Annotated in this window: 18 protein-coding genes and 1 pseudogene; 10 read left to right on the top strand and 9 right to left on the bottom strand. The window is 41.6% G+C overall.

The features are described from left to right. The first annotated feature begins 39 nt into the window (after positions 1-39). Genes MHB46_RS22370 through MHB46_RS22380 form a run of 3 tightly spaced genes read left to right on the top strand, consistent with a single transcriptional unit; the run spans position 40 to position 3,228 of the window. On the top strand, positions 40-1,383 hold the full coding sequence (locus MHB46_RS22370; RefSeq protein WP_341163460.1) for an extracellular solute-binding protein: 1,344 nt from the start codon (positions 40-42) through the stop codon (positions 1,381-1,383). A 26-nt stretch (positions 1,384-1,409) separates the two neighbouring features. Then, positions 1,410-2,291: a carbohydrate ABC transporter permease gene (locus MHB46_RS22375; RefSeq protein ID WP_039273005.1), complete on the top strand. Its 882-nt coding sequence runs from the start codon at positions 1,410-1,412 to the stop codon at positions 2,289-2,291. Between the two features lie 55 nt (positions 2,292-2,346). After that, on the top strand, positions 2,347-3,228 hold the full coding sequence (locus MHB46_RS22380; protein ID WP_013311404.1) for a carbohydrate ABC transporter permease: 882 nt from the start codon (positions 2,347-2,349) through the stop codon (positions 3,226-3,228). Between the two features lie 522 nt (positions 3,229-3,750). Here the strand turns inward: MHB46_RS22380 and MHB46_RS22385 are convergent. Then, positions 3,751-4,173, bottom strand: coding sequence for a hypothetical protein (locus tag MHB46_RS22385; protein WP_220030017.1), 423 nt, complete (start codon positions 4,171-4,173; stop codon positions 3,751-3,753). 4 nt (positions 4,174-4,177) lie between these two features. Beyond that, the gene (locus tag MHB46_RS22390) at positions 4,178-7,324 is read right to left on the bottom strand and encodes a contractile injection system protein, VgrG/Pvc8 family (RefSeq protein WP_341163461.1); all 3,147 of its coding nucleotides are present in this window, start codon (positions 7,322-7,324) and stop codon (positions 4,178-4,180) included. Positions 7,325-7,701: 377 nt separating this feature from the next. Between MHB46_RS22390 and MHB46_RS22395 the strand changes: the two genes are divergently transcribed. The 3 genes from MHB46_RS22395 to MHB46_RS22405 all read left to right on the top strand — a co-directional run bounded on the left by MHB46_RS22395 (position 7,702) and on the right by MHB46_RS22405 (position 9,976). Further along, a complete protein-coding gene (locus MHB46_RS22395; protein WP_165178623.1) occupies positions 7,702-8,664 on the top strand; it encodes a helix-turn-helix transcriptional regulator in 963 nt (320 codons plus the stop codon). A 109-nt stretch (positions 8,665-8,773) separates the two neighbouring features. Beyond that, complete coding sequence (locus MHB46_RS22400) at positions 8,774-9,400, top strand: type 1 glutamine amidotransferase family protein (RefSeq protein ID WP_341163462.1); 627 nt, start codon at positions 8,774-8,776, stop codon at positions 9,398-9,400. A gap of 51 nt (positions 9,401-9,451) precedes the next feature. Then, entirely contained in the window at positions 9,452-9,976 is a 525-nt protein-coding gene (locus MHB46_RS22405; RefSeq protein ID WP_341163463.1) for a VOC family protein, read from the top strand. Between the two features lie 232 nt (positions 9,977-10,208). Here the strand turns inward: MHB46_RS22405 and MHB46_RS22410 are convergent, their stop codons facing one another. The 4 genes from MHB46_RS22410 to MHB46_RS22425 form a co-directional block, all read right to left on the bottom strand. Next, positions 10,209-10,568, bottom strand: coding sequence for a putative zinc-binding protein (locus tag MHB46_RS22410; protein ID WP_029515604.1), 360 nt, complete (start codon positions 10,566-10,568; stop codon positions 10,209-10,211). Between the two features lie 567 nt (positions 10,569-11,135). Beyond that, positions 11,136-11,354, bottom strand: coding sequence for a hypothetical protein (locus MHB46_RS22415; protein ID WP_341163464.1), 219 nt, complete (start codon positions 11,352-11,354; stop codon positions 11,136-11,138). Between the two features lie 5 nt (positions 11,355-11,359). Continuing rightward, the gene (locus MHB46_RS22420; RefSeq protein WP_238808093.1) at positions 11,360-11,605 is read right to left on the bottom strand and encodes a hypothetical protein; all 246 of its coding nucleotides are present in this window, start codon (positions 11,603-11,605) and stop codon (positions 11,360-11,362) included. A gap of 355 nt (positions 11,606-11,960) precedes the next feature. After that, a complete protein-coding gene (locus MHB46_RS22425; protein ID WP_165178354.1) occupies positions 11,961-12,482 on the bottom strand; it encodes a hypothetical protein in 522 nt (173 codons plus the stop codon). A 248-nt stretch (positions 12,483-12,730) separates the two neighbouring features. Between MHB46_RS22425 and MHB46_RS22430 the strand changes: the two genes are divergently transcribed. After that, on the top strand, positions 12,731-12,988 hold the full coding sequence (locus MHB46_RS22430) for a copper amine oxidase N-terminal domain-containing protein (protein WP_341163465.1): 258 nt from the start codon (positions 12,731-12,733) through the stop codon (positions 12,986-12,988). A gap of 320 nt (positions 12,989-13,308) precedes the next feature. Here the strand turns inward: MHB46_RS22430 and MHB46_RS22435 are convergent, their stop codons facing one another. Then, on the bottom strand, positions 13,309-13,713 hold the full coding sequence (locus tag MHB46_RS22435; protein ID WP_165178620.1) for an Imm7 family immunity protein: 405 nt from the start codon (positions 13,711-13,713) through the stop codon (positions 13,309-13,311). 14 nt (positions 13,714-13,727) lie between these two features. After that, on the bottom strand, positions 13,728-16,820 hold the full coding sequence (locus MHB46_RS22440; RefSeq protein WP_341163466.1) for a restriction endonuclease fold toxin: 3,093 nt from the start codon (positions 16,818-16,820) through the stop codon (positions 13,728-13,730). A gap of 461 nt (positions 16,821-17,281) precedes the next feature. On the opposite strand from MHB46_RS22440, the gene MHB46_RS22445 reads away from it, so the two are divergent. From MHB46_RS22445 to MHB46_RS22455, 3 genes are all read left to right on the top strand, one after another. Continuing rightward, on the top strand, positions 17,282-17,839 hold the full coding sequence (locus MHB46_RS22445; protein WP_341163467.1) for a GNAT family N-acetyltransferase: 558 nt from the start codon (positions 17,282-17,284) through the stop codon (positions 17,837-17,839). Between the two features lie 411 nt (positions 17,840-18,250). Further along, entirely contained in the window at positions 18,251-18,568 is a 318-nt protein-coding gene (locus MHB46_RS22450; protein WP_341163794.1) for a hypothetical protein, read from the top strand. Between the two features lies 1 nt (position 18,569). Further along, positions 18,570-18,737, top strand: a complete 168-nt coding sequence (locus MHB46_RS22455; protein WP_341163468.1) for a hypothetical protein — start codon at positions 18,570-18,572, stop codon at positions 18,735-18,737. 171 nt (positions 18,738-18,908) lie between these two features. Here MHB46_RS22455 and MHB46_RS22460 read toward each other — a convergent pair. Continuing rightward, positions 18,909-19,160, bottom strand: a pseudogene (locus MHB46_RS22460) (phenolic acid decarboxylase); the annotation flags it as partial. Positions 19,161-19,167 lie beyond the last annotated feature (7 nt).

The raw sequence follows: 19,167 nt of genomic DNA on the forward strand, positions 1-19,167 counted from the left end.
GGTTACAAAAATATAAATACAACAAACGGAGGTCTAACGATGTCCAACGAGTATGGTTTGCGTAAGCGCTCACATCAAAAATGGTTTGCTGGGTTGACCCTGCTGCTGTCATTCATGCTGGTGCTATCCGGTTGCGGTGCTGGTAAGGATGGTCAAGGCGGTTCCAGTGGAGAAGGGGGAAAGGTTACACTCAAAATGATGCACCTGTGGCCAGAGGGAAGCTCGGCACAGCAGAGCAAGCTTGTGACTCAGATTATAGATCAATACCAAAAGGATCATCCGAATGTCGTCATTCAGCAGGAAGTGCTGGAAAATGAACAATACAAAAACAAACTCAAAGTGCTGTCAGCTTCCAATGAATTGCCGGATATCGGCATCACCTGGGCAGCGGGTTTTATGGAGCCTTACGTTAAAGGTGGATTATTTACACCGATGGATGACCTGTTGAATGGTTCCAAGCTGAAGGACAAATTTGTACCGGGAACGACCGAAGCTTATGCGCTGAATGGCAAAACGTATGCGCTTCCGATTGAATTGAACATAACACCTATTTATTACAACAAAGCCATATTCCAAAAATACAACTTGAAGGTACCTGTGACATTTGACGAGTTTAAGCAGGTTGTGAAAACACTTACGGATCATGGAGTTGCACCGATTGCATTGGGCAATAAAGACCGCTGGACCGGCTCACTCTGGTACATGTATCTGGCAGAGCGTATAGCAGGTAACGAAACGCTGAAAAAAGCGATTGACGGTTCAGGATCGTTCGATGACCCTGGTTTAATTCAGGCGGCCTCCGAAGTCCAGACGCTTGTGGATATGAATGCCTTTAACAAAGGATTTAACGGCTTGTCCAATGATGAGGGAAAATCCGAGTTTATGAACGACAAGGCAGCGATGTATTTGATGGCTACTTGGGAATTGCCGAATTTTACGACCAATCCCGCAATCCCACAAGCATTTAAAGATCAAATTGGCTTCTTTAAATTCCCGATGGTTGCAGGCGGCAAGGGCAACGAGAACAGTTGGGTAGGAGGTCCGGGAGTAGGCTTGTTCGTTTCGGAAAATTCCAAGGTAAAAGAAGAGGCCAAAGCGTTCGTTGAATACTTCGTAGTCAAATGGGGAGAGCAATCGGTCACACAGGCGGGCGTAATTCCGGCGACGAAAGTGGACACCTCCAAAGAAAAATTGCCCAAGCTGTATGTCGATTTGCTGAACGGACTGAATCAAGCCAGCAGCATTACATTGTTCGCCGATGTACAGATGAAGCCGAATGCAGCGCAGGTACATTTGAATATGATTCAGGCGTTGTTTGGTAAAGCGGTGACACCGCAACAATTTGCCGAGCAGCATAAGGCTGCCATCGAGAAAGGAAATTGAAATTGACCACCTAAGGAGGTCCGACCGTGGAAAAGGTCATGTCCAATAAGCTTGTCATTGCTCTCTATGTATTGCCTTCTCTGCTGCTGTTATTCGCCGTAATATATGTGCCCATCGTTCTGACCGGCTATTACGGCCTGAATCAGTGGAATGGAATCGGCTCTATGACTTTTGTGGGGCTGGACAATTATCAACATTTGCTCACTGACAGTGCATTCTGGCAAAGTGCCTGGCATTCGCTGCTGTTGGCCTTGTTTTCAGGCATCAGTCTGATCGGTTATCTGGTCATTGCGATGATTTTGTCAGGAAAAATCAAGGGAGCGAATCTGCTGCGGAAAATTTATCTGATTCCCATGCTGTTGTCATCTGTAGCGATCGCACAGCTGTGGCTCAAAATGTATCATCCAACGAACGGAGTGTTCAATTCCATACTGGCGTCGGTCGGAGTCCACAATCCGCCTGAATGGTTAGCTAATCCGTCCTTGGTGCTGTTTGCTTTGTTCATTCCGATTATTTGGCAATATGCAGGCTTTTATATCCTGATCTATTATGCCGGGCTGAAAAACATTCCCGAAACGCTAATGGAGGCTGCCCGGATCGACGGGGCCAGTGCCTGGCAGATTGCGACTCGTATCAAATTGCCCCTGCTGCGCGAGGTGATTAACGTTACGATCATATTGTCCATTGTCGGCTCGCTCAAATATTTCGACCTCATCTACGTCATGACGGACGGTGGACCGAATGGAGCCAGTGAAGTGATGGCCTCTTACATGTACCATCAGGCATTCCGCAGCTTTGATTTTGGATACGGCAGTGCTACAGCCTTTGCCCTGCTGCTCATCTGTCTAATCGCTACGTGGCTGATTCGCAAGGTTACGGCTACGAGTGACACCATCCAGTATTCATAATGCAGTCTTGCTAATAGATGAGGGTAACAAAGGACAGGAAGAGGGAGGATCGGATATGAAAACCCAGGCAGCCGCCAACTATCCGCTAGGAGTCGCTACCCGCGGCAAAATGTTAACTCGGGTCGGTTATGCCGCTTTGTATATCATTTTAATCATCTTGGCGGTGACGCAGCTTTTACCGCTGGTGTGGCTGATGCTGTTCTCGCTTAAAAATAATCAGGAAGTGTTTAACCTTCCGCCGTTTGCACTCCCGTCCCAGCCGCATTGGGAGAACTATATGAATGTGTGGACCAGCGGCAATATCGGGCGGTATTTTTTCAATAGTGTGTGGATTACGGTCATATCCGTGGCGTTGACGGTGCTGCTAGCCAGCTTTGTAACGTTTGCCATTACGCGTATGCGGTGGAAAGGAAGTCAGCTGGTTCTCGGGCTATTTATGGTCGGACTGATGATTCCAGTCCATTCCACCTTGATTCCGTTGTTCAGTATGTTTCTCAAACTGCATTTAACAGATACTTCACTCTCCATCATCCTGTCGTATGTTGCTTTTAATCTACCGACAACGATGATGATCTTGCTGGGCTTCTATTACGCCTTGCCCCGTGAAGTGGAAGAAGCGGCCGTTATGGACGGCTGCTCCGTCAACCGGATGTTCTTCCGAATCGTGCTGCCCATGACTACCCCGGTCATGGCAACGACATCTATTATTAACATGATCTATAACTGGAATGAGTTTATTTTCGTCAATACGTTCATTAGCTCGGACGAAAACAAAACACTGACCGTTGGTGTCCAGAACTTTATTGGACAATATACGACCGACTGGGGAGCGATCGGAGCTACGTTGATGATCAGCATTTTGCCCATTTTGCTAGTGTTCCTCATCATGAGTGACCGGATTGTGGAAGGGATCGCGGCCGGGTCGGTTAAGGGGTAAACATTCAAGGCATAACTGATAAACGGTATGGGCAAAGAGCTATCGGGATACAAATTTCCCTGCCGAAGTTAAAGAGCATCCCCTAGTGTAAATGTTGGAACAAGCCTCTTGGTTTGTCCATAAATGCTAGGGGTGCATTTTCATGGAGTCTAGGTTTGAGGTGAGGGGAATACTTAATGAAGTAACTCCATAATTTTAAGTTTTTTCAGAAATTAAATGGAAAGCAAACGAACGTGTTGATATTTATTTACCGACCAATTGTGTGAATGGATCAGAGGTTATGATGTGGTTGGTAACCCTGATAGGGAGGAAGGGCAAGTTGTGTTATTCATATAGGAATTGGGATTCATTCTGCTAATTGACTGCTTATTTTTGGCATAAAAAAAGCACATTCCTACTCGTATCTCAAGTGGGACTGTGCTTTTAAAAGGCTATCATGTTTGTGTTAAGTTGTTGGTTTGCATATCTGTTAATATTATAAATTGAATTTGTCCGAAGTTATTAACAAGCTGCTGACATGGCTTATTTGAATCTTTCTAAACCATGATATGGATTCGAAATATTTTCACCAACTTCATCAATTGCTTCTATTATTTCTTCCAATATTAATTCATTTATATCCTTATCTTGATTTATTGAATCTTTAATTTTTTGAAAGCAATTCTTTAGTCCGAGGTTTACAACAATTGAAAGAATGATATCTACATCATCATAAGAATCAGTATTCCATAACCTGTGAAGAACCTTATCTATACTATTTCTTACTTCACTTTCCAATAACTCGTAGGTCATAACTTGTCTATCTGTTAATTGGCTAAGAATTAATAAAAAATCCTTTTTCTCAATTTTACCAGTATTAAATTCATTCAATACGTTTTGAAACATCAATGCTAATGTTTCTGTTGGTAATACATCGGGTAATTTCTCAATTTCTTTAAGATTCATTTTTTTATTTCCCCTCTATTGGAATGTGAACTTCATTTAAGGATTGATTTTTAGTCCATGTTCCATCGGTTTTTAATTGTTTATTACCTATTTTTATTTGTGCAGTCCAACATGTTCCTGATACTGACCCAGAGTACTTACTTGCAGCTATAGGATCTGGCGAATGCCATCGAATAATTGCCTTCTGTCCATCAGTTAGTAAAAATTCATACTTTGCTCCATCTTTAATTGTATTTGTTGGAAAAAATGTATTTGACGTATCTGGGGGGATCATAGATTCTAAATTGGATAAGCTAATTTCCCCATTTTTTAATAGATCTTGTGCTCCTTGTCTGGCCTGGTCTCTTGTTAAAGACTCTATAGAGGAATTTACAGGTTTAGTATTCTTCGATTTAACAATTTCTTTTTCCTTTTTTAAATATTCTTTTATATTTGAGGATTTTCTTGTATTTGTACTCTTAGCTACATTATATATGACCTTCTTTTGAATTTTACTATTTTCTTCTCTAGTTGCCTTGGAGGCAGTCTCTCGTAGCGTTTTCCTTGCCTGTTGATCCTGTTGTTTATATTGGTTTTTCGTTGTTAACCTTTCATTTGGTTGTGGTTTGTAGCCTTTGGTTTCAAGAGTTTTGTTATTTTTTGGGTTAGCTATGTTTTCTCTAGCTTCTATTTGTTGTCTCGCTAATAATTCCTGGACTCTTACTTTTGCACTTACTCCAGAAGAAATATTAAAGAACCCTTTTCCTCTACCCAGTTTTGAAAGTATCCCCTTTAATTCTTTAGTATGGTCTATCCCCCCTCGACCACCAAACATAAGAGGGTTTTCTGTGATAATAGCATAGAACATCCATTTCTTCTCTTCGTCGGATACTCCTTGCTTCCTAGTTAGCATGAAGAAATCGCCGGGATAATTATGTTTCCATTCACTATAGTATTGGCGATCCGGTTTACCGTCACGAGTACGGACAAGACCATCTTCTCCTCGATAACTCCCCGGTTTAAGTTTGGGTGTAAAGTCTTCGGTATATGCTGCCCTAAGATAATCCTGCCAGATTCTTTTGTAGTCTTCTTCTGTCAGCTCTGGTGGCGCAGCTTCTTTTTTTGCTTTAAGGGCAGCTTCAGTTCTAGCTTTTTCTTGTTCTTTATATTCCCTCAGCATTCTATCTTTAACACTTTTAGGTACCTGTTGATAGGCATGAACCATAGCTTTTGATGCTGCCAGCAAGTTTTGAACCAGCTCTAATGGGCCACCGGAATGCGCTATATGACGTGCGCTTGTATACACTTTTCCTAGAATCCATTTGCTATAGTAGGCATGTCTCGCTTGCTCATGCTCGTATTGAGTAATCAATCCTTGTAGTGCTAGACCAGCCAAGTGTTTCAACGGATGAATACCGCTCCCCTTACCGCTTCCAATTGTAGCAGTTCCTTTGCTCCGAACAGGGATCACTGCGGTTGCTTTCAGAATCACACCCGTCGCAGGTCCACCTAAAGCTCCTGCAACAACGCCAGCCACTTTTCCCATCACTGGAATGGAGCCTAATAGCTTGGACACCGTACCCAACAAAGAGTTGGCCTGTTGAAGTGCAGCCGGACTTGTCACTTTGGCGGTAGGAGTGCTGCTTGATGATGTCTTAGCTGCTGATGGAGTTTGCGCTGCCTGATATGCTTTGATGCTCATCAATGGCGGCTCAGGTACAGGAGGGAGGTCAGCTACGAAAACAGGAGCTTTCACCGTACCTTCCTGATATATCACCGGAGCCTTGGTATCTGTCTCACCATCCAGTACCATACTGCTGGCCCCGCCTTTTAGATACAGCGCCGTTCCAGCTTCGAGCGAAAGTTCCTGCCCAGCATCAAGCTTTACGTGACCACCCTGAATCTGCACATTCCCTGGACTGTCGATCGTAATGCCGCTACTTTCATGCAGTGTGATGGAAAATTCACCGGAGGTGGATAGAGTCAGCTCATGCTCAGACATTTCTACGCCGCTACCTTGCACATGTTGCCATACCTTCACATTCGGCTGTCCATTGGTGTGTCGTTGTTGCCGCAGTGAATCCGTTACATAGGCATCCTGTTCGCGGTGGGTAGGCAGATACAATTCCACCTGTTCTCCTACTTCAGGCATATCGTACCAGCCGCTATGTTCTTCAGCAACATATCGAGTCGCTACAGGAAACCAGCAGGCTTTGGCAGGATCTTGCTTTGGGTCAATGTCCAGTTGAAGCTGTACAAAATCCTGCTGTACCTTCAGCACCGTTCCTATCAGCGAAATCCCGGTAGCCTGATCGTTTTCATAACGGGCATAGCGGATATCCTGTTCGGCTTGAAGATCGTAACGGGTACGCAGTAAGCCATCCGTTAGTGTGGTCACTGCCCGAACTACGACCAGTTCTTTTCCTTGTCCGATAGGTAACGTGATGAGGTCGCCCAGCGCATAGTATTGCAGACTTTCGATCATATAGGTGACATACGAGCCAGCACGTTCTCCTGGCTTTTCCGTATCCAGCTCATGAAACGTTTTTCGTACTCGATAAAATACATCCCGCTCCACCTTATGCTGCTTGCCTTCGGGCATCCCGAAGAAAACCTTGGGCGAGGCTGCGGTTACCTCTGGCACGAGTACGGAGCCAAAGCGAGAAGCGAGGCGTTTTAAAAACGCCCAATCGGTCTCCTCATATTGTAAAACAAATGTCTCCAGTTTGGCATGGTTGCTTACCGTATCAATGGCATCTCCGTATTGATATTTTCGAACCAGCGCAGTGACCAGATCATCATAGGTGCGGTGAATATCTTGATAGGAGCGCCTTTTACGCTTAATATCCATCTGGTACGAATGGGAAGAGGCCTCCAGTTCAAACGTATATACGCCTCGCACACAATGTACGGACATACGCGTAACAATCCCATGGAACAATCTTCTCAGCGATTGTCCCTGATCATCCAACTGACGAATCACAATGGGCTCTTGCTCCATATCCTGTCCGATGCATGCAGCTCCTTGTTCTTCGGAGAGCATGCCACTGATGTGTAAATAGGCATGATTGTTAATGGTACGTGTTATTTGAAGTTGTTCGATGTGTAGTGGCTGAAAGGGACCATAAAAGCATAGGCTTTCATATCCGATCCCATCTGATAATACGCTCAAGTGAGTTCATGACTCCTTTCTAGATGCAATGGGTATTTCCAAGTGAAGCACGTCATCTTGCATTTGCTTCTGTTTATAGAAGCCGCAGATGAGTACAACTGTCAGTCAAGATAGATATGTAATGCAAGATTTGTACGCTATAAAGGGACAAGAGGTGATATTTAATAAACAACCCAGCATATGTATTTATCGGTTAAAAGAGAGAGTTATTTTACAGAATGAACCATTAATTGTGGTATTTACTATGTTTAAATCTGGAATTAGAAGATATGAGAGGGAAGTATAAGGTGGAAAAAAGCATATAATAGATGGTAAGAGAGAGTATAAGAAGATATTTATAAAAGATTGAACTTTAATGAGAGATGAGGGTTCATGTTATGCCAAAAAACGATAATATGCTGGCCATTCTATGGATGTTGAATTCGGGCGTAAAAATGACTGCAAAACAAATATCCGAAAAGTTAGAAATAAATATAAGGACAGTTTATCGGTATATTGATGCACTATGTGCCAGTGGGGTGCCTATAATATCCGACACGGGTCATAATGGCGGGTATAGCTTGCTGAATAATTTCATCAGAGCACCTTTACTATTTGATATTGAGGAAAAAAAGGCACTCCTTCATGCTGCTATTTTTGCAAAAGAGGCTGGATACCCTTTGAGTGAGGCATTAGACAATGCAACATCAAAATTGAAAATGTATTCGAATCAAGAGCAGGAAAGTATACTTAGCCGTCATTTAGCCGGATTTGAAGTGATTAATCGCATGGGAGACCCTTCTCTTCAGCCGATATTGGCGGAATTGGAGCAAGCTGTAGCCAACGAATTCTCTGTAGAAATGGATTATCGCACAAGCCATGAAGAACAACCCAAGAATAGGGTGATAGACCCCTATGGAATGGTTTACTGGAACAACAAATGGTACACTGTTGCATTTTGTCACCTAAGAAATGAGATACGTAGCTTTCGGGCAGATCGGATTCTACAAATCAAGCGTACTCCAATCATATTTAAGCGTTCCGAAGCTTTTTCGGCCCGTGAATTTTTTATGCAAAATCTGTTGCCTGATTTAGTAGGCAAGGACGGTTTAATTTCTTTAATGATCGAAGGCAGGCCAGAGGCATTGGATGACTTATGTCTGCATTGGTTTTTGGGGCATCATCTGAAAGAGCGGACATCCAATCAAGCCATCTTTTTGCTTGAGGAAAAATCACTTCATACATATGTCCCTTATTTACTCCTACCCTACGGGAAGTCCATTCAAGTCATCGAACCACAGAGTTTGAAGAAAAAGCTTGTTGCTGTTGCGTCGGAGTTAATGGAATATTATCAACGTTAAAAGCTTCACTGACAGCAGATGTCAGTGAAGCTTTTTTATAATGAGGATAGTCATGGATTACCGAGGGTTGGTATTACTTGATAAATTATAAAATAAGGAGAATATGTAAATGGATAGTGCGGTATATCTTTATGTGTTTGACACCATGGCAGACTGGGAGATCGGTTACTTAACTGCCGAACTGAACTCGGGGAGATATTATAAAAAGGGGCTGGTTCCATCCAAAATAGTTACCGTGGGAATGGAAAAGACTCCTGTAACCACAATGGGGGGATTGAAAATCCTGCCTGACATCACACTGGATGAGTGCAGCATTGAAAGCACAGATACATTGATTTTACCCGGTGGAGATACATGGACAGAAACCATTCACCAACCCATCTTAAAAATCGCTGAGAGGTGTTTAGAGGAAGGGATATGGGTTGCAGCGATTTGTGGTGCTACCATGGGACTTGCCCAGGCAGGATTGCTGAATTCACGTTGGCATACAAGCAATGATCTAGGATACCTCAAAATGACCTGTCCCACCTACACGGGCGAAAATTATTACAAAGTGGAGTCTGCTGTAACGGATGGAAAACTGATCACTGCATCTGGAACAGCTCCGTTGGAATTTTCCGTACACGTTTTGAAAGCTCTGGGTGTGTTTTCTTCTAAAACATTAGAAGCCTGGTATAGTCTAAATAAGACTCGCGCACCCAAATATTACTATGAGTTGATGAATTCAATCCAATAAAGGTATAAGCATTAAATTGGACTGTTACGATCATTTAAAGGAGGAGTCAAAATGACTGAAAGCAGAGAATATACGGGAGTGTCAGGTAAATATACAAAGAAGGGAACACCCAACGGCTTTACGTCTATTACCCCGTTTATTACAGTGAAGAATCCTTCGGAAGCAATAGAGTTCTATAAAAGTGTTTTCAATGCAAGGGTTAAGGATATTACTGAATATCCTGATGAGCATGGCAATAAAATAATTGTTCATGCGGAATTAGATTTTGGAAATGGTTTTTTGCAGCTGGGAGCAGCGAATCCGGCATATCAATTGGTTTTGCCGCCAGATGAAGGCAATGCGTGTTATTCTTTCGGAATTTACGTCATGAATGTTGATCAGGTTATTGAAAATGCGGTAACAAGAGGAGCGAAAGTAAGGGAACCAGTTACAAACTTTGTTTCAGGTGATCGATTCGCAAGTATATTGGATCCTTGCGGAGTAAGATGGTCTATTATGACCAGGATCGAGGATTTGTCAGAAGAAGAAAGCAGTCGTAGGGTTGCTGAATGGGCGAAAAGCTTTAGTGGAGAATAAATGCAATCATTTTTTTGGTGAAATTATTAAAAGTGACAGTTTGCTGAAATGATGTAATAGAAATTCTGGTGGCCCTTAAAGAAGTGTTAGGAGCCACCAGTAAAAACTAATTTACGATATTGTTACATAATAAGAGCCAGCTATACTTTTACTGTATGCTGTTCCAATACCTTGAAGGAATTAAAAAAAAGGTAAGCCATCCTTCGATACACACCTTCATTTTGATTAAGAATTATTGTCCAATTTGTTCTAAGATTTGTGTATAAGCATTCCTATAATGATCGGGGTTAGGATCTTCTCCTATTATCTTGGGTACGTCAAAGTCAGACAGCAGGAAATGGTGTTTGGCTTGAACTTCATGCCTTGCTAAGCAACTCTTGCAACAGGACAAGGGACAGCCGTCAATTGCAATAATGTCACGTCCCGATTTTGCTGTTCTGACAAGTGGTTTGACATCACCACCAACACCAGCAATGCAGGACATTTCAGCGACTTTTTCTCGATCCATTTGTATAGCGATCATGTTAGCGGTTTGTGCTGCGGAGGAACATCCAGAACAAGAATAGACAAGAGGTAAATCTGTTCTTTTCATCTTTGTACACTTCCTTGTTTTTTCTTTGTGATCCATCATAGTGCCTTTGATTTTAGATGAAATAAATTTAAAATTGTTTGTATTTTAACTTAAATTTACAGTCTAAACCGTGATTGTGATCACGACAATATTTTTGTAGAATCTGCTATAGGGCTAACTGTGTGTATATAAATCATCCAGATCTTTAGAAAAAAGCTTATCCCTACTCATAGATTTAAGTTGGAATAAGCTTTTAAAATTATAATGTTTAGGTACACTTAAACTAATCATTCTTTATGTTAAAGGATTTTAGAGAATTTTGTACCATCAAACTTGTCACCCCATCCTCTATTTTCTTCTATAGAAAATTTTAGAAATGGGTCGATACTTGGCAATGGAAAATTGTAATCTATCATGAGCTTTATAACTCTCTCCAAAGATTTCAAACTGCTTTCGCCGTATCCTTCGATCAAAGTGTACGTATGACTGATACCAAGGTCATAAATACCTCGCACTAAGGCATCGACTGATCCATCAATATTTTGATATAAGTTATACAAATATATGAATTCATCTTTACTCAGCTTCTCAAACTCTGAATTCTGTTAAATTCTCAGGAATTAATTCGACGACTATATCATTCCAATCATCCAAGTATTGTATATTAGTAAATTCCCATAAATAATTCAAAACGATCTTCCAATCATTAATGTCATATTTCAAGGCTATAATAGCGTTCTCAAAGCAGCTAATACCATATGCAACTCTACCTCTCATTGAAATATGCCTAAATTTTTCCATGTTCATAATCGTTAGTCTCCTTTATACCATCCGGTTAGTGCGTCAGCACTATTTCCTTTAAAAGTAAATGTGCAGTTTTCGCAAGCTATTTTTGCTGCTCCAAATTCGTGTGGAGTTGTTTTAATAGTATATATATCATTCACATTAGCCTTTTGATTCAGTGCTTGATTCACTGCATCTACTTCTGCGCAATTTCCCACTGCATACTCATTAAGAGAATCTTTTGGCAGTAATCCTGCTTTGTCTTTGCTTCCCAATAATCTTGCGTTCTTTTCATCTCCACTTGTATACCTTTATTCATTCCATAATAATATTATCGGCCTCTAGTCACCCTGTTCAATATAACTGAAAAGCATTATTTAGGTTATGAAATTAAAGCATTTGATGTGTATACAATCAAAATGTAGAAATCTTTATACGGATATTACATGGGTTGTATGTGTTATTGGTTGAATGATGGAATCATTCGGTACTGGGTAGGGCTTTTTAAGCAGCCGCCCAAGCAACCCTTGATTTCATCAGCTAGTTCAAGTACATTCCTCCAATCAGGTGAATTTCTAACTGCATTAACATTCCAATTATCGCCTTGCTGTAATTCTAGAACTAAGTTTCTTAAAATAGAACTTTATACACCATCTCATCACTAATTAGTCCTGCATGATTAAGTTTTTGTAAGATATCAGCGTGTAAAAATGAAATTACCCCTGTATCAAACTCTTCAAAGATATTGTACCCAATTACCATATCATCCTCGCTTAGCAGATATGTTCCACACTTATCAATCGTATTTACGTATAGCTCCATGAGTTTTTCTATGGATATTTTCTCCACACACAACAACCCCCTTTTATTTTTGAATAATGTAGCCTTACCGCCGGGTAATGGTTTATAATCAGATCCCCTTACCTTGACTTTGCCTGTCTGACCACTTGATAATCCAATGTCTGACCCTTCATGCATCCCTGCTTCTGGATGATAGAACACAGACTTATCGCCGTTTGTGAATTTCCGTCCAGTACCTGCTGAAATGGTGTAATAGAAATTCGGATGCCGAATAGTTGGCGGAAAATAAGGTATCATTATCACCACATAAGGCATGTTGAGCGCTGTTAGTAATATTGAATAAGGGTGCATCGGTGTTTTAGCTCCTCAATGAGGGCTAGTTGATAAATAGAGAAGAGGTAATAAACCATGTTAAACATATAATTTTGCCCTTAGCTGTTATCTTTGTTCTCGTTTCTTCTGTCTCAGTTGAGAGCGCGCATGCGGGATCTAAATTTAGTTATAATGTTGAAGTTTTTGTAGATAACAGCGCATTAACATCCACTTAGAGAGAAATCCACAAACACCGTATATGCCCCTATTAAATTATATCTGAGGACTTGGGAGAGTCTGTCACATGGAACAGACCTACACAAGAAGTTACAATTAAATCGAAGAATGGTACAATTATACGATTAACCTTGGGTAGCAAAGTTGCATACGTGAACGGTGAAGAAAAGATAATGCGGAATGCTCCGCTTATGCCGGAATATCCAAATCGGGTTATGGTTCCTCTTAGATTTGTTTCGGAAGTTCTGGGAGTTATAGTAAATACAACTACGATCAATGGAATATTACATGTTGACATTAAGAAATAATGCTTGATTGCTTGGAATGAGTAACAAACCAATTACTCTTCAAATCTTGGTTCGTAAGGCTTGAGGAGTAATAGTAATTAATGCATAGCAAAAAAGTTTGGAAAAGGGGAAAACTCCTCACGTTTCTATACTGAAACCCACCCATTGAGCGGTTTTTTGCTTTTATCATTCGAAATTACAAAAGCTTATTCCTACTACTGGATCAAGTTGGAATAAGCCTTTGAGATTTTATCAATTTTTCGTTTTTTATGTTGCGTTTGTTGGCTATAGTGATTAGTTTTACTGTCTGGGGGAAATCTGTCGTTCTGTTTTAAAACATTTCAATCCTCATAGTCATCTTCTACTTTAGGTATGAATGGAGACAAGAAGGGGTCCGTGTGTTCAGTCAGTTCACCTCGAATTAACGCATGAACCCTAAATTCATTAAATAACTTCATATCATCGCTATCCCTTATATATAAAACTCCATATGAACCTGGGGCAAACTCCCCTACCTTTTTTAATACTTCTATTGGATTATGTTTAGCAGTAGGTTTATGATTGTTAAGACCTGCTATCCAGAGTTGATAATCTCCATTTACAGCTCTTAAATCCAGAACACCAGAAGACCAATCCAATTCATTCAAAAAGTTTTGTATATCTTGAATAATTAACGATAATTTTTCATCATCATCTTCAAATGAGGAACTTTCTCTGATGGTTACCCACCCGTGATACTCAAACATTTCTACTCATCCTCTCATGGTATTAGGGGCTTAGTATCAATAATTATTTCTACACCATATCTTTCGGCATATTCTTTAAGTTGTCTTAGCACTCTGTCATCAGGCTTACCTTCAAAGTGAAAATATGCTTTTCTGTTCGTTTCAATTGCGGCTTCGATCGTAGCCTTCGCTTGTTTTCTAAATTGCTTATCTAAACTGTTCAACGGTGGTTTGGTTTGAGCAATGTACTGGTCGCTTACCGTATCAAACTCACGTCCCTTAGGGTCATTACTAAATTTAACTCTGGATTCTCCACCTAGTTTTTCTGCCAACATATCAGCTGCTTCATCCTCTTTAGGAACCTTTACCAATTTCCCTGAGTATTGCCCATTATTAGAAGTCCCGGTTTTTGACGTTCCCTCAGCGGGCTTGCTCGAATTTGGTAGTTTAGGTGACTCCTTAGGTCTACTTGAATTTGCCCCATTATAAATCGCCGAATCATTGAACTCATCAATGGGCCTGTTTACACCTGGACCACCCTTTGGATTGGGTTTTGCAGGCGGATTCTCTGCAATAGGTGGCTGGCTGGACCTAGTAGGAGAACTTCCTGCACTCCCCATGCCGATACGAGCTGTTACAATCCCATAAGTCGTGTCTTCGACTAAATCGCTTAAGCCTGTCCTTTCCATGTAATCTCCAGATTTTTGTCCAATAAAGCCTTGATTGTATCGAGTAATGAGTGCATCCATTTTCTCTTTGTCCAACTCAATAGCATTTGTAGAGTCCACACCCATCGCTACTAAACCATCTTCAATGGCATTGAGAGTTCCTTCATCCCATACGTGTGTGCGTTTTGCATTGACGATACGCTGGATAGCGGCCAATTTATTAGGATCTTTAATATCATACAATGATAGTTTGCGCTTCATTGTAATTTCAGTGCGCAGTGCTTGCTCTGCTTGTTTTAGCTTATTTTCATCCTGCCACCAGTTGGCTGTAAAATAATCAGTTTGATTCCAATATGAAGTATATTCACTAGTTTTTCTTTCTCTCCATAATGCAAGTTTTGGATTCTCATGTTTCTGCGTTTGTGCTGCTTGAAGGCGTTGTTTTTCTTCATAATCTCGGAGCCATTTCTTCTGAATGTTTTTAGGAACTTGCTGATACGCTTGAGCCATGGCATTTGACTCTTTCAGCAGGTTTTGAACCAGTTCTAATGGGCCACCAGAATGCGCTATATGACGTGCACTCGTAAACACTTTCCCCAAAATCCACTTGCTATAATAGGCTTCCTTAGCCCGCTCATGCTCGTATTGGCTTATTAGCCCTTGGAGAGCTAAACTAGCCAGATGCTTCAGTGGATGCAAACTACCTTTAGGAGAACTACCTCCAGCGTGACTTGTTCCTTTGCTCCGGACGGGGATCATTGCGGTTGCTTTCAGAATGACACCCGCCGCAGGCCCACCTAAAGCTCCTGCAACAACGCCAGCCACTTTCCCCATCACTGGAATGGAGCCTAATAGCTTGGACACCGTACCCAACAAAGAATTGGCCTGTTGAAGTGCAGCCGGACTTGTTACTTTGGCGGTAGGAGTGCTGCTGGATGGGGCCTTGGCTGCTGCTGCGGATTGCGCCGCCTCGTATGCTTTGATGCTCATCAATGGTGGCTCAGGCACAGGAGGGAGGTCAGCTACGAAAACAGGTGCCTTCACCGTACCTTCCTGATAAATCACCGGAGCCTTGGTATCCGTCTCACCGTCCAGTACCATGCTGCTGGCTCCGCCTTTTAAATACAGCGCCGTTCCAGCTTCGAGTGAAAGTTCCTCGCCTGCATCGAGCTTCACGTGACCACCCTGAATCTGCACATTCCCCGGACTGTCGATGGTAATGCCGCTACTGTCATGCAGTGTAATGGAAAATTCACCGGAGGTGGATAGGGTCAGTTCATGCTCAGACATTTCTACGCCGCTACCTTGCACATGTTGCCATACCTTCACATTCGGCTGTCCATTAGTGTGGCGTTGTTGTCGCAGTGAATCCGTTATATAGGCATCCTGTTCACAGTGGGTAGGTAGATACAATTCCACCTGTTCCCCGATCTCAGGCATATCGTACCAGCCACTATGTTCTTCGGCGACATAACGGGTGGCTATGGGAAACCAGCAGGCTTTGGCAGGATCTTGCTTCGGGTCAATCTCTAGTTGAAGCTGTACAAAATCCTGTTGTACCTTGAGCACCGTTCCTGTCAGTGAAATCCCGGTGGCCTGGTCGTTTTCATACCGGGCATACCGGATATCCTGTTCGGCTTGAAGATCGTAACGGGTACGCAGTAGGCCATCCGTTAGTGTGGTCACGGCTCGAACCACGACCAGTTCTTTGCCTTGTCCAATGGGTAACGTGATGAGGTCGCCCAGCGCATAGTATTGCAGACTTTCGATCATATAGGTGACATACGAGCTAGCACGTTCGCCTGACTTTTCCGCATCCAGCTCATGAAATGTTTTACGTACTCGATAAAATACATCCCGCTCTACCTTATGCTGCTTGCCTTCAGGCATCCCGAAGAAAACCTTGGGCGAGGCTGCGGTTACCTCTGGTACAAGTACGGAGCCAAAGCGAGAAGCGAGACGTTTTAAAAACGCCCAATCCGTCTCCTCATATTGTAAAACAAATGTCTCCAGTTTGGCATGGTTGCTTACCGTATCAATGGCATCTCCGTACTGATATTTTCGAATCAGCGCAGTGACCAGATCATCATAGGTGCGGTGAGTATCTTGATAGGAGCGTCTTTTACGTTTAATATCCATCTGGTATGAATGGGAAGCGGCCTCCAGCTCAAACGTATATACGCCTCGCACACATTGTACGGACATATGTGTAACAATCCCATGGAACAACCTTCTCAACGATTGTCCCTGATCATTCAACTGACGAATCACAATCGGCTCTTGCTCCATATCCTGTCCGATGCATGCATCTCCTTGTTCTTCGGAGAGCATGCCACTGATATGTAAAGAGGCATGATCATTAATGGTGCGTGTTATTTGAAGTTGTTCGATGTGTAGTGGCTGAAAGGGACCATAAAAGCGTAGGCTTTCATATCCGATCCCATCTGATAATACGCTCAAGTGAGTTCATAACTCCTTTCCAGATGTGATGGGTATTTTCTAAGTTGAATTTGCTTCTGATTATAGAAGCCGCAGATGAGTACAACTTGAGTTAAGACCCATATGTATCACTGAGTTTGTTTGGCATAGAAACCTTGTCATTCGGATTTAGGAGTTTCAAGTAAGCTTCCATTCAAGGTACAAAGGGCAAGAGGAGATATTTAAATAACAGTCCAGCATATGTATATATCGGTTAAAAGAGAGATTTAGTTACAGAATGACCCATTGGTTGGGGGATTTACTATGTTTATTTTTGGAAGTAGGAGGATGAGAGGGAAGTGTAACATGAGTTAATATAGGAATATGGTAATGCGCCACATGGTTTGCCATTTCTATGCTTTTCATGCTGCCAAAACAGATACTTAAAACCAAAATGATGCCCTATCCAAACGATCTAAATTTAAAAATAATGGAGTGATAGAATGATAAGAGGACTTGTACTTTTAACTGGTGGGAATATTGAAGATTACTTACCAGACTTATATGAGTGGAGTCATACTGAAAGCGAAAAAGAGCAACATACTTGCCGACCCATAATCGAACTTCCTCCATATAACAATTATAAAGAGAATGTACTGAAAAGGCTTGCAAATGGGCAATTAATATATATCTTGGTTGATAAAAGTAACAGTAATAAGCGGATAGGAAAGATACAGCTTTTTGACTATAATTCTCGAAATAAAAGTGCCGAGATCGGATACTACTTGCCTCTAAAACATAGAAAACAAGGATATGCGAATGTATTGCTAGAGCTATTTATAGATACCATTTTTGAACGTAAGGATTTAGAGTTGAATAAAATTTACGCGACGGTTGCAGCGTGTAATCAAGCATCCATAAAATTATTAGAAAAATTCCATTTTAAGCTGGAAGGGACTTATCGAGAGCATTACTGGTTTAGTGATGGTTCGGTATGCGATCAATATCATTATTCTTTGCTAAAAAGAGAGCATGCTAGCTTAGCTGAAAAAGAAATATAAGGAAATTGAACTATTATTTTTAAAATGGAACGAGTTAATTTCAAGTAAATCCGTTCCATCCTCTCGACACACGTTGAGGCCGTAGTAAAGCTATGTTGAGTCGATATATAGAGGTGCTTAATTGTAGCTTCCTATGTCCTTTACGAGCTGGGGAAAAGTTTATAGAAATAAGGTATGGCACAACAAAATAAATGTTTCGATTTTTTTGGATTTAAAGGGGTTGGACACATCCGATGTATTTAACTGAAAATGTGAGTATTCAAGAGAGCGTCCTTAGTTTGGCGTTCTTTTCTTTGTACGCTACCTGTAAGAATTCCTCAAGCAATAAGGTTATTCCCTTCTGTGACGTGCAATCAACTTGCTGTGGTGCAATTACTTTAAATAAATACGGATGCAGGGAAGGTGAACCCCTTGGATAAATTTAAAGGTCTGGAGAAATTGATTAAGCTTACAGGAGATCGCGCCAAGTTGGATGCGAAAGCGAACGATACCTATATTGTATATAAAACGCCGGGTGGCCAAATTGTAAAAGAATACAACGATGGAGACATTGTTCCTGTTGTGGATACGGAAGTTCTCATGCATAAACATATACCAATGATGTATGTATTTGCGGGGAATAATGGAAGCGGTAAAAGTACGATTCAGAACCTAGTTGTTGACCGACTGGGAATTAGCGTAAATATTGATCCTGATGCCTTGCCCAGAGGAATCGAAGAGACTTTCTGAGATGGATATTGTGAACAGACCTGAATTCTCGGAATGGAAGGATAAGCATCATTACAAGCAAGCATTGGAGAATGAAGCTTTGTACTGGCAGGGCATGAAGGACGGAGCACAGTTTGTATATGTTGTATTAGAGATGATGCTTCATGATGAAAAAGAGAAAGAAGAATAGCCAATGGAGATTAGATGGTTATAGAGAACATTAAAAAAGATGCTGGGCACCTACCAACCTGGTCATACCCCTGTCAAGTAGACAGGGTATGACCAAGTTGGTAGGTGTTTTAATTTGTCTTACGTTATGGGACACAGGCTCAGGCTTTTCAGTTCAATTCGTCTTGATTGACTATGCTTGCAACTTACCCGCACGAATATCATCTGTCATGCCCGCGTAAGGTGCCTGGGCAATCAACTTCTCGTTATTCACACCTGCATTTTCAATGAAAGTAATATATGCGAATTCAGGAACTACATGCTTCGGATAAGTCTCATACTTTTCACGCGATTCTTCCATCAGAGGGATGAAATCATTTTGATAGCGTACTTTAATCTCCGGATGCTCATGCACCCATTTCGGAAAGAAAATAATACCATGCATGGTCAAT

It is taken from the genome of Paenibacillus sp. FSL H7-0703 (genome assembly GCF_038003485.1).
Taxonomy (GTDB): domain Bacteria; phylum Bacillota; class Bacilli; order Paenibacillales; family Paenibacillaceae; genus Paenibacillus; species Paenibacillus polymyxa_B.